This window comes from Hyphomicrobium denitrificans 1NES1 (assembly GCF_000230975.2).
Classification (GTDB): Bacteria; Pseudomonadota; Alphaproteobacteria; order Rhizobiales; family Hyphomicrobiaceae; genus Hyphomicrobium_B; species Hyphomicrobium_B denitrificans_A.
Genome location: NC_021172.1, coordinates 638,488 through 650,486 on the forward strand (window position 1 = coordinate 638,488; position 11,999 = coordinate 650,486).

An 11,999-nucleotide genomic window follows, 5' to 3' on the forward strand; every position below is an offset into this window, starting at 1 on the left:
CGCGCGCTGTATGAGCCGATCAAGCCTCAATGATAACCTTTAAGGCCTGCGTCTCGGACGCTCGGCTGAACGTGTCGTAGGCATCGAGAATTCTATCGAGCTTGAACCGGTGCGTGATGAGCTTTGTCGGATCGATTTTGTGTGCCGCTACCGTCTTCAGCAGCATCGGTGTAGTGACGGTGTCGACGAGGCGCGTCGTTATGGTGATGTTCTGACTCCAGAGGCGCTCGAGGTGCAGATCGACTTTGGTCCCGTGGACGCCGACATTCGCAATCGTTCCTCCCGGTGCAATTATATCCTCGCAGACCAGAAACGAAGCAGGTACGCCGACGGCCTCTACGGCCGTATCAACGCCGCGTCCGCCGGTCAATTTCATCACGGCTTCCACAGCCTTGCTTCCCGCGCCATTGATCGTCTTTGTGGCGCCGAAGCGTTTTGCGGCTTCAAGCCGGTTATCGTCGAGATCAATCATGATAATTTCGGCCGGCGAATAGAATTGCGCCGTCAGCAGTGCTGCAAGGCCGATCGGCCCGGCGCCGACAATTGCGATCGTACTGCCCGGCACAACCTTACCGTTGAGAACTCCGCACTCGAAGCCGGTTGGAAGGATATCGCTGAGCATCACGAGGGCTTCCTCGTCCACCTCTTCCGGTATGCGATAGAGGCTCGTATCGGCATGTGGAATGCGAACGTATTCGGCTTGTGTCCCGTCGATCTGGTTGCCAAGAATCCAGCCGCCCGTTGAGCAGTGCGAGTACATGCCCCGCCGACAATATTCGCAGCGGCCACACGCGGAGATGCAAGAGATAAGAACGTGGTCGCCGGTTCGAAACGCCGCAACACCTGCTCCGACTTTCTCGACAACGCCAGTTCCCTCATGGCCCAGGATTCGTCCGGGACTGCACGTTGGAACATCGCCCTTCAAGATGTGCAGATCGGTACCGCATATCGTCGTCTTGGAAATTTTCACGATAGCATCGCCTGGATCCTTCACGTCCGGTACGGGTCGGTCTTCGACGGCTTTCTCGCCAGGGCCTTTGTAGACAAGTGCTTTCATTGTGCGTCTCGCTTCGATGCCAAGGGGAAAATGCTTTACCGCTTACGATTTACAATCGCGGGCCTCCGCACCCTTGACCTGGATCAGTCATTTAGGCGGGGCTAAATGTGGAAACCGCAGACCAGCTTTGCGCAAGCAGGAGGCGATTTATAAGTAGTGAACTATCGTCGGTCCGGCGCGTCTGATATGCCGGCAGCGATACGCGTCGGCCCTATAATCACTTCGGCCGTCGCGAGACGACGATAGAGATCACGGCGTCGTTTCAGAGGCCACCAGTCGTAGAGAAACGTTTCGATCGGCTTCCAGTTCGCAACCCAGCCGACAAGAAGCAAGCTTTCTGCAATCGTGCTGGCAAGTGGACCGGCGCCGAGTCGCGAACGCACAATCTGGCTCGACATGAAGCAGGCAATGAGGATCGGCAGGCCAATTGCGGCGTAACGGCGCCCTATCCTGAAAAGCTCGTTAAGTTCGTGCTGTTGGGCCTCGGCGCGTTGCTGAAAATAATTGAGAAGCGCCGTTCTTAGGTCGCGCTCCTCTGCCTTCCTGGTTTCAGGTTCGGGAAGATGAATGGCTATTGCAAGCTTCTCATGTATTGGGAGTTCGCGCGCCCACCCCACGATATACTCCGCAGCATCGTCATCCAGATCCCTTTCCGGAAATGGCGAAGGATCGAGAGAATTGAAGAGTTGGGAAAGCTCCTTCACGCGCACTTCGATGATCGGGCGAGGTGAGGAGTTGGGAGGCATATCGACCGTTGACCGTTGCCCGCGTTAGCTGTGCCCCGGATCAGCTTCATTTATCTTAGGGCGCCTCTGTCGCTTGCGGACGAGGTCCTGCAATTGGCGGCGGGCGGCGGCAAATGCGTCGGAGATTGCGACGTGGAGATCCTCATGCCGGCCGGTTTCGGCCGGGTCGCGCGTGATTGCGATGTCCTCGGCGCCTGGGATCGAGAGAACGAGCCGGACACTGTAGCTGTCGCCTTTGTTATGGCGATGCTGTTCCTTGCCGATGACGACGCGAGCCGCAGTCAGACGCCCACAGAACTGTTCAAGCTTATCGAGTTCCTCGCGGACACGATACTCAATAGCGCCGCTATGCTCGATGTGCTCGAAGCTAATTTGGATTGGTGTCTGCATGTCTTACTAACCTTACTTCTTCTGAATGGACTGAAGATAGGTCTTGAGTTCAATGACGGCGCGCCGGGAATAGGCGGCACCGCTCTTGCCGCCGTGAGCCTCGTTGCTGAAGATCAAGCTCCAAATCGGCATGGCACGCGTTCCGTGTTCGGAAATGTCGCCACCAAATCGGATAATGTCGGCAACACGTGCGGCGTCGAACTTGCCATTCGCCCTCTTGCTGAGGGTCGTCAGATCTGCGGGTTTCACCTTGAGCGTGCTGGCCTTGGGTCCATTGCCGGTGCCATCGTTGCCGTGGCATTGGGCGCAATGCTCAATGAACAAGTCTTTGCCTGACGGCACATCGGCAGCACCGAGCGGCTTGGCATTTGCCGATGTCGGAGAGATCGGTACGACGGTGAGCGTGCAAACAACAAGCGCAAAAGCGGCGCAGCAGCTTTGCACGGAACGCGATCGGTTTATGACTACCATCTGAGCAACCGGCGGCTATGTTGGCTAGTAGAAATTGAAGAGCAACTAACGACGCGAGCATTGACAAGCATCAATAAAAATGGGGCGCGCGGCCGGTCGCTTTGCGTTCGATGATATTGCACGGCTTCCGAACTTGTTCCAGGTCAACGCACGCGCTCGTTCCATCCTTAACGCTAACTCAGACTGAGGTGGGCTGCTGCTTTCTATTCTCGTTTGGGGCTGGGCGCTTGCATAGTTTCCCGGTGCTGCGAGAGCAGCAAGAGATGTCTCTTGAACCTATTAGGCAGAGTAGGCGATGTGCCATGCAGCCTGAGCAAAATACAGAAAAAGAGATCGTCGCCACCGAGCGGCTGCCGTCTCAACAACAGCAACTCGTGCCTAGGGTCGAGAAGCTGCCGAAGTCGACTTCGGTTCGCCGCTTCCTTCGTTGGCGTCCGGTTCTTGTAGCGCTTGTGGGTATCGCCGCTTCTGTCGGAGCTGCGTACTGGTGGACGCACCGGACGCCGCCACTTCCTGCCGCAATCGTAATGGGCAACGGGCGGATCGAAGCCGACCCGATCGACATAGCGACGAAATTGCCGGGACGGGTTCTTGAGCTACGCGTTGACGAAGGCGCCAGGGTGACGGCCGGTCAGGTCCTAGCTGTCATGGATACGCGCGACCTTGAGGCTTCATTGAAGAAGGCGGAGGCACAGGCAGAGCAGGCAAATAAGGTCATCAACGAGGCAAACGCTCTTTTGAATCAGCAGCATTCGCAGCTCGTGCTCGCGCAGCAGCAAATGGATCGGGCCAGCTCATTGTTCAAAAGCGGATGGATCACGAAAGAGGTCTTTGATCAGCGGCAGCAAGCTCTCAATGCGGCGCAGGCCGGCGAGATAGCGGCTCGGGCGCGCGTAACAGAAGCGGTGCACGCTCTGGACGCGGCCAATCACGATTCGGAACTTCTCCGGGTCAACATCGCTGATAACACCCTGGTTGCGCCCCGTAATGGCCGGATCGCCTATCGGATTGCCAATACGGGTGAGGTTCTGGCTGCAGGCGGCAAGGTCTTCACCATGCTCGATTTCGGTTACGTCTACATGGACATTTATCTTCCGACGCTCGACGCAGGCCGGGTCAGAATTGGAGATGACGCCCGCATCGTGCTCGACGCCTATCCAGATCATCCCATTCCCGCGAACGTGACCTTCATTGCCGATCAGGCCCAGTTTACGCCGAAGATGGTTGAGACGCAGACCGAACGCGATAAGCTGATGTTTCGTGTGCGTGTGCGGATCGATCCGGCCCGCTCGATGGCACACGCCGACTACGTCCGAAGTGGATTGCCGGGCGCGGCGTATGTCCTGACAGATGTCAACATAAAGTGGCCGGAGCGTCTGCAGGCGAGGTCGTGACGATGGCGGGCGAAGCACTTGTCGCTCGTCTCGAAAACGTTACTCATACCTATGCGAGCGTTTTTGCGCTCGATGACCTGACTGTCGATATTCCGAGTGGAAGGATGGTCGGCCTTATCGGGCCCGACGGTGTCGGCAAGTCGACGCTCCTCGCCTTAGTCTCGGGTGCGCGCCAAATTCAATCAGGCCGCGTAACCGTTCTAGGTGCGGATATGTCCAAGGCCGTGGATCGAGTGGCGGTCTGTCCGCGCATTGCATACATGCCGCAGGGCTTGGGCAAAAATCTTTATCCCGATCTCAGCGTGCGCGAAAACATCGAGTTTTTCGGCCGATTGTTCGGCCAAAATCGGATAAAGCGCGATGCGCGCATCTCTCACTTACTAGAGAGTACAGAGCTTTTATCGTTCGCTGATCGACCGGCACAAAAGCTTTCGGGCGGCATGCGTCAGAAGCTGGGTCTTTGCTGCTCGCTCATCCACGATCCGGATCTCTTGATCCTCGATGAACCCACGACGGGCGTCGATCCGCTTTCGCGGCGGCAGTTTTGGAGGCTCATCCAGCGTATGCGCAGCCGACGCGTGGGCATGAGTGTCATCGTTGCAACCGCATACATGGAAGAGGCGGAACAGTTCGACTGGCTCATCGCAATGAACGCCGGGAAGATTCTCGCCATGGGAACGCCCGCCGATATCAAGAACGAGACGGGCGCAGAGACGATCGAAAACGCCTTCATTCGTCTTCTTCCTCCAGGGCTGAGAGCTGGGCACCGCACGCTCAAGATTCCGCCGCTCATCGAATCGGTCGATGGCCCAGTGATCGTTGCACGCGGTCTTACACGAAGGTTTGGCGACTTCACCGCCGTCGATCACGTAAGCTTCGACATCCGGCGCGGAGAGATTTTTGGGTTTGTCGGCTCGAATGGATGCGGCAAATCTACGACGATGAAGATGCTGACCGGCCTCTTGCCCTCGACGGAGGGCTCCGCGACGCTATTCGGCCACCCGATAAACGCGGGCGATATGAGCTTGCGCGCGCGTGTCGGTTATATGTCGCAATCGTTCTCGCTCTATAGCGAATTGACTGTGCGGCAGAACCTCGACCTGCACGCGCGGTTGTTCCATTTGCCTCCTAACTCCATGAAGAGCCGTATCGACTATCTCGTTTGGCGGTTCGGCCTTTCGGACTATATCGACAAGCTTGCTGAAGATATTCCGCTCGGCATCCGACAGCGACTGTCGCTGGCCGTTGCGGTCGTGCACGAGCCCGAGCTTCTGATTCTCGATGAACCCACGTCTGGGGTCGATCCGATCGCACGCGACGGCTTTTGGGAATTGCTCATCGAGCTCTCTCGCAAGAACGGTGTGACGATCTTCGTCTCCACGCATTTTATGAGCGAAGCGGCGCGCTGTGATCGTATATCCCTCATGGATGCTGGCCGCGTTTTGGCGACAGATACCCCGGATAACCTGATCAGGGCGCGCGATGCGACCAGTCTCGAAGAGGCGTTTATATCGTATACTGAGGAGGCGGTCGGCTCTCGGTCACGGCCGCCCGGTGACGAGACGCCATTCGACACAGCATACGAGACGGCGCGTTCGACAGAGACGGCGAACGCATCTTCGATTCTTTCTCTGCGTCGCATGCTCGCCTACACGATCCGGGAATCGCTCGAGCTGTCGCGTGATCCGATCCGCCTGAGCTTCGCACTGCTCGGGACTGCATTTTTAATGCTCATTTTCGGCTTCGGCATAACGACGGATGTCAACTCGCTATCCTTCGCGGCGCTCGACCGCGACAACAGCTTCGAAAGTCGCGCCTATCTGAGCGAGCTTCAAGGTTCCCCCTATTTCATCGAGCAGCCTCCGCTCGCAAATACTTCCGAACTGCAGAGTCGGCTGAAGAGTGGCAAGGTTTCGGCAACGATAGAAATTCCTCCCGGCTTCGGCCGCGACATCCGACGCGGGCGGCCAACGGAGGTTGGGGTTTGGATCGATGGCGCGATGCCCTTCAGGGCCGAAACCATTCACGGTTACTTACAGGGCGCGCACCGGCAGTTTCTATCCGATCCCGCCATTCGTGGCCATGTGGGCCTGTCAGGCACGACCACGGCTGCGAATATCGAGATTCGCTTTCGCTACAATCAGGACTTTGACAGCATCTACGCAATGGTACCCTCGACAATGGCCATGCAGCTCGCGCTGATTCCCGCAATTTTAATGGCACTCGCCATCGTGCGCGAGAAGGAGCTTGGCTCGATCACCAACCTCTATGTGACACCCGTGACGCGGCTTGAATTTCTACTCGGCAAGCAGGCTCCCTACATCGTCGTGGCGATGCTCAATTTTGTTATGCTGTTCCTGATGGCCACTTTCATTTTCAAGGTACCGCTCAAGGGAAGCTTTCTCACCCTGTTGGTCGGATCGCTCGTCTACGTCACGGCAACGACCGGCTATGGAATGATGATTTCCTCGTTCACGCGAACGCAGATCGCGGCGTTATTCGGCACGGCCATTCTGACGGTTCTGCCTGCGACGATGTTTTCCGGCATGATGACGCCCGTTTCATCGATCACAGGTTTCGGAGCGATCATGGGCCGAATGTTTCCGATGACCTACTTCGTTCCGATCAGCGTAGGGACCTTTACGAAGGGACTCGGATTCGCCGATCTCACGAGATACATCGGAGCGCTCGCGCTTTTCGTCCCGACCCTCACGGCTATCAGCCTGCTCCTTCTCCGCAAACAAGAGAAGTGACCGAACGTGCGCAAGCTCTCAAACATATTTTGGCTTGGTACAAAGGAGTTGCGCAGCTTCTTCCGCGATTGGGTCCTGCTCGGGCTCGTTATTTACTCCTTCTCGATTGCGGTTATAGCACAGGCGCAGAGTAACTCGCAGGAGCTGCACAATGCTTCGATCGCGATCGTCGATGAGGATCATTCGGAGCTCTCGCGACGTATCACAGGCGCTTTCCTGCCGCCTTATTTCAGATCACCACAGCACGTCGAGGAGCGGGACGTCGACCGGTTGATGAATACCGGTCAATATACGTTCGTCGTGGACATTCCTCCGCGTTTCGAAGCCGATGTTCTTGGCCGTCGCAATCCCGCGCTGCAAGCCAACGTGGATGCGACAGCCATGGTACAGGCCGGGATCGGCTCGAGCTACGCCGAGCAGATTATCGCGTCCGAGATCAATAAGTTTGTTTCCCGCACCGAGAACCTCCCGCCATCGCCGGTGACGCTCTCCGTTCGGATTGCTTTCAATCCCAACATCACGACTGCTTGGTTCACGTCCGTAATGGGCATCATCAATTCCGTCACCATGCTCGCCATCATTCTAGCTGGTGCGGCTGTCGTACGCGAGCGTGAGCACGGTACGATGGACCACCTTCTGGTTATGCCGCTGACACCATTCGAGATCGCGATGTCGAAGATTTGGGCCAACGCGCTCGTGATCGCTGCCGCAGTTGGGTTTTCTCTGACGTTCGTCGTACAACGCCTGCTTGACATTCCAATTGCCGGGTCCGTGCCGCTCTTCATGTGCGGCGTCATTATCTATCTTTTCTTTTCGACGGCGGTCGGAATTTTTCTGGCAACGATTGCTCGCACGATGCCGCAACTCGGCCTGCTCTACATTCTGACCGCCGTGCCTCTTAACATGCTATCGGGCGCCAATACGCCTCTCGAAAGCATGCCGCCGTTTCTACGCACGATCATGCAGGCGTCGCCGTCGACGCATTTTGTATCGTTCGCGCAGGCGATTCTCTATCGCGGTGCCGGCCTCGACGTAGTCTGGCCCAGGTTCGTTGCCGTGGCCGCAATCGGCGGGCTTTTCCTGTTCCTGGCGCTGCTTCGCTTCCGGAGCGTTACGTCCTCAGCAAGCTGAGGGAACGTTACCGCTCATGGTGCCGCGCAATGGCAATGCTGCTTTAACGATCTGGGTGTTAGCGCTTGCTGAACCGAACTCTTATTTACAATGTGTCGCTGACGTACGATGGGCGCCCATTTGTATTCAGGGGATGGAATATGCGTGCGATGATCTTAGAGAGGCCTGGTCATCCTTTGAAACTTGTCGAGCTGCCTGACCCGCAGCCCGGCTACGGAGAGGTACGCGTCAAGGTTACGGCATGTGGTGTTTGCCGGACTGATCTTCACGTCATAGATGGTGAGCTACCAGACGCACGCCTTCCCATCATTCCTGGCCATGAAATCGTCGGTAGAATAGACGCGGTCGGGGAGGGCGTGGATGGTTTCAATGTCGGCCAACGGGTTGGTATTCCCTGGCTGGCAAAAACTTGCGGCAAATGTTCGTTCTGCCTGCAGGGGCGCGAAAATCTGTGCGATGTGCCCGAGTTTACCGGCTACACTCGTAACGGTGGGTACGCTTCTCACGCTGTTGCAGACGCGCAGTTCGTCTTTGTCCTTCCCGATGAGGGAGACGATGTTGCGAGCGCACCGCTGCTTTGTGCGGGGCTGATCGGCTGGCGATCCTTGTGCATCGCTGGCAACGGGAAGCGCATCGGCCTCTATGGCTTCGGAGCGGCAGCCCATATCATCGCGCAAGTTGCACGATGGCAGAACAGAGTTGTGTTCGCATTTACGCGAAGTTCCGATACAGCAAGTCAGGATTTTGCGCGCAGGCTTGGTGCCTGTTGGGCCGGAAGCTCAGACGAGCAGCCGCCCGAGTTTCTTGATTGTGCAATAATCTATGCGCCTGTGGGCGCCCTTGTTCCCGCAGCGCTCAGAGCGGTGCGCAAGGGCGGTCGTGTCGTTTGCGCAGGAATCCATATGAGCGATATTCCAGGATTTCCATATGATCTTCTATGGGGGGAGCGGCAACTCGCGTCTGTCGCCAATCTGACAAGAGCCGACGGACTTGAGTTCTTCGAAGTCGCAAGAAAAGCGCGGATCGTTACTGAGACCGTGACCTATCCACTGGCACACGCGAACGAAGCACTTTCGGACCTGCGCGCAGGAAGGCTTCAGGGGGCTGCAGTGCTTGTTCCTTAAGTTGCAATCGACGCATAACAAAAGGCCGCACCAAAAGTGCGGCCTTCGTATTTATCGATTATAAGAATTCGCCCTCACGCTCCGAGATCGAGAGCCGTTCGACGTTGCCACTGACGGCGGAACGGCTCGGGATGTCAGGCGATCCGGATCGCGAAGATCTTGCGAATTCTCTCTTCGGTTTTCCAGGTGCCGACGAAACCGGCGTCGATCTGGAAGCTGTCGCCGGCCGAGAACTGCGCCGTCTTGCCGGTGCCGTCCTCCGTCAGCGTCACCTTGCCTTCGAACAGGTGGATCAGTTCGTCGGCCTTGTAGGTGACGTGGTAGGTCCCCGGCATCGCTTCCCAGAAGCCGGTGAGGAATTTTCCGTCGGCCGTCTTGTTCTCGATCCAGGTTTTCATGGACGGTGTGCCGGCGACCGGCTTCCAGCCGTCGAGGTCGGCGGTGATGGGTGTCGATTTGGGAGCGGTGTATTTTCCGAATGCGGTGATGGTCATCGTCTGATCCTCATTCTTTGATGCGTTTGTCTCTGCGATCGGGAGCGGAGGAGCGCTAGACGCGCCACTCCAGATCCGGGTTTTCATTCGGGTTATAGGCCGTGCCCCAGGCGCGCTGTTCGCGCTTGTAGGGCTTCTGGTGCTGCGGATCGGGGTCTTCGATCTCGCGCGCCAGGCGGTGGCCATCGAAGGTGGCATCCGCGATGATGCGCGGGGACTCGGCATCGCCAATGACGAAGACATTGCTGATGCCGTTTGCCGCCCATTCGTCCTTTCTGGCCTTCAGCTCACGATAGAGGCTGTCCTCGGACCGGCGTGACGTGACGAGGATCACCGTATCGCACTCATGCCATTCGTGGCTGGAGTTCTCGTTGCGCGGCAGCTGGCCTGCACCCTTGTAGGACCGCTTGTAGCCCTCGCCCCAGATGTTGAAGAGCTCGACACGGCCCTTCTCGACGCGGGAGCAGCCCATTTCGCCCAGAACCTTGATGCCGAGCTCGTGGATGAGACGCTGCATGTTCGCACCCTCGAGGGTGTACTCCATGTAGGCGCCGAGCCCGCCCACCGTGGCCACCGTCACGTCGTGGCCTGCGCGTGCGAACTTTTCCGCAAGACTCGGGGCCATGTAGTAGGGATCGTAGTTGATGATCATCACCCGTTTGCCGACGGCCTTTTTACCCTCGAACACCTGCTCGGGAGTCAGGACATGAGGCAGGCTCGCGTCCGCCCCGGGGATCGGCTCATGGGTGCGATGATTGACGCCCGTCGTGCTCCACTTGGCGCCCGTGGCGATGACGACGCGCGAGGCGCCATACTGCAGGACGTCATCCGCCGTCATCGGCTTCTGCTTGAGCGCGATCTGGCAATCGGGGTTCTTTTTGATGAGCTTTTCAAGCTGGGTCTGGCGATAGTCGCGATGGAAGCTCCACTCGCCCAAGCCCGGCAGCGTCGCCACGTCGTTGACGTAGCCGCCGGTCTTTTCGCGCGTGTCGACCAGGTGAACGGTATAGCCGCGCTCCATCAGGACGCGGGCGCATTCCGAACCCGCAGGACCGGCGCCGACGATCAGCACGTCGTGCTCGGACTTGGCGGGCTCGAACTTCTCCGGATGCCAGCCGCGGCGGTATTCCTCGCCCGCCGTTGCGTTCTGCGTGCAGATGAACGGCACGCCGCCCATTTCCCAACGCGAGATGCAGACGTTGCAGCCGATGCAGGTGCGGATGTCGTCGATGCGGCCCTCGTCGATCTTGCGCGGCAGCCACGGATCGGCGATCGACGGACGGGCGGCGCCGATGATGTCGATGATGCCCGCCTTGACGACCTGCAGCATCTTTTCGGGATCGTAGTAGCGGCCGACGCCGACGACGGGCTTGCTCGTTGCCTGCTTGATGTGGCGGATCCAGTCGTTCTCGTGCGCAATCGGATAAAAGCGCGAGGGGCCCGCGTCTTCGCCCCACTCGGCGATGTCGCCGATGTTGACGTCCCAGAGATCGAGATAGGGCGAGGCCAGCTCGATGAAGCGCAAGCCATCCTCGGTGAGCTCGACACCCTTGGTTCCGTACAGCGTGTCGGTCGCACAGCGCGTGACGAGCGCGACGTCGTCGTTGACGGCGCGGCGGATCTTCTCGAGCGTCTCGACCCAGAAGCGGGCGCGGTTCTCGAAGCTGCCGCCGTATTTGTCGGTGCGCCGGTTGTAATAAGGGTTGAGCCACTGCATCGGGCCATAGGCGTGCGCGCCGTAGACGTTCACCAGGTCGAAGCCGGTGTCGCGGGCACGCAGCGCCGCGTCGACGTACTGCTGCTGCAAGCGGTGCAACTCGTCCGTGTCGGCTTCGTGATTGTAGGTGAAGCCCGGGCAACCGGGAACGGTCGCGAACTCCGAGTTATACTGGCTGGGTCCGCGGGAGATCGTCCGCGATTCAATGCCGGGCGCGTGCGGGCCGCCGTAAAAGAGCTCGCAGCCGGCGAGCGATCCGTGGCTGTGCACGTGGTCGACCATGGCGCGCAGGTTGCGCATGTCGCCCTGGTCCCAGATGCGCGCCGTAATACGCAGCGTGTCGTCGCATTCCGGATGGATCGAGCATTGTTCCGTATTCACCGCACCCCAGCCGCCCTCGGCCTTGATGCCGCGATGCGCCATGTTCATGCCGGGTGAGTTCGTGCCCGCCCCGTTACAGTGCGGCACCTGGTAAAAGCGGTTGCGTATCGTCTTGGAGCCGAGCTTCAGGGGCGTGAAGAGGATATCGAAGCGTGGGTCTCTGGCCATTTCTTATGACTCCTTGGTTCTCCCGAGAACCAAGGATTGGCTATGGCGCGACGCCTTTCGTCTATTGCCACGACCGATTACTCCATAGGGGGTAGAATCGTGCTGCACGTGCGAAGCGTGGAACTTCCATGATGCGAATTGCGCATTCTTGCCTATCGAGCGCCAAGCGCAGT

The 11,999-nt window shown here is 58.4% G+C and carries 10 protein-coding genes; 4 read left to right on the forward strand and 6 right to left on the reverse strand.

Annotated features, from left to right (window positions below; translation table 11 throughout):
- Positions 1-19: 19 nt before the first annotated feature.
- The 4 genes from HYPDE_RS02985 to HYPDE_RS18390 form a co-directional block, all read right to left on the reverse strand.
- Positions 20-1,057, reverse strand: coding sequence for a zinc-dependent alcohol dehydrogenase family protein (locus tag HYPDE_RS02985; RefSeq protein WP_015596862.1), 1,038 nt, complete (start codon positions 1,055-1,057; stop codon positions 20-22).
- A 161-nt stretch (positions 1,058-1,218) separates the two neighbouring features.
- Positions 1,219-1,761, reverse strand: a complete 543-nt coding sequence (locus HYPDE_RS02990; RefSeq protein ID WP_244437762.1) for a hypothetical protein — start codon at positions 1,759-1,761, stop codon at positions 1,219-1,221.
- A gap of 66 nt (positions 1,762-1,827) precedes the next feature.
- Complete coding sequence (locus HYPDE_RS02995; RefSeq protein WP_015596864.1) at positions 1,828-2,193, reverse strand: HPF/RaiA family ribosome-associated protein; 366 nt, start codon at positions 2,191-2,193, stop codon at positions 1,828-1,830.
- Positions 2,194-2,205: 12 nt separating this feature from the next.
- Positions 2,206-2,637, reverse strand: a complete 432-nt coding sequence (locus tag HYPDE_RS18390; RefSeq protein WP_244437763.1) for a c-type cytochrome — start codon at positions 2,635-2,637, stop codon at positions 2,206-2,208.
- A gap of 329 nt (positions 2,638-2,966) precedes the next feature.
- On the opposite strand from HYPDE_RS18390, the gene HYPDE_RS03005 reads away from it, so the two are divergent.
- The 4 genes from HYPDE_RS03005 (at position 2,967) to HYPDE_RS03020 (ending at position 9,066) form a co-directional block, all read left to right on the forward strand.
- A complete protein-coding gene (locus tag HYPDE_RS03005; RefSeq protein ID WP_015596866.1) occupies positions 2,967-4,058 on the forward strand; it encodes an HlyD family secretion protein in 1,092 nt (363 codons plus the stop codon).
- 2 nt (positions 4,059-4,060) lie between these two features.
- Complete coding sequence (rbbA, locus tag HYPDE_RS03010) at positions 4,061-6,811, forward strand: ribosome-associated ATPase/putative transporter RbbA (RefSeq protein WP_244437819.1); 2,751 nt, start codon at positions 4,061-4,063, stop codon at positions 6,809-6,811.
- Between the two features lie 6 nt (positions 6,812-6,817).
- Positions 6,818-7,942 (forward strand): ABC transporter permease, encoded by a 1,125-nt coding sequence (locus HYPDE_RS03015; protein WP_015596868.1) that lies wholly within the window; start codon positions 6,818-6,820, stop codon positions 7,940-7,942.
- Between the two features lie 140 nt (positions 7,943-8,082).
- Positions 8,083-9,066: a zinc-dependent alcohol dehydrogenase family protein gene (locus HYPDE_RS03020; RefSeq protein ID WP_015596869.1), complete on the forward strand. Its 984-nt coding sequence runs from the start codon at positions 8,083-8,085 to the stop codon at positions 9,064-9,066.
- A 134-nt stretch (positions 9,067-9,200) separates the two neighbouring features.
- Here HYPDE_RS03020 and HYPDE_RS03025 read toward each other — a convergent pair whose 3' ends face one another.
- Positions 9,201-9,560: a cupin domain-containing protein gene (locus HYPDE_RS03025; RefSeq protein ID WP_041319870.1), complete on the reverse strand. Its 360-nt coding sequence runs from the start codon at positions 9,558-9,560 to the stop codon at positions 9,201-9,203.
- Between the two features lie 55 nt (positions 9,561-9,615).
- On the reverse strand, positions 9,616-11,826 hold the full coding sequence (locus tag HYPDE_RS03030) for an FAD-dependent oxidoreductase (RefSeq protein WP_015596871.1): 2,211 nt from the start codon (positions 11,824-11,826) through the stop codon (positions 9,616-9,618).
- Between the last annotated feature and the right edge of the window lie 173 nt (positions 11,827-11,999).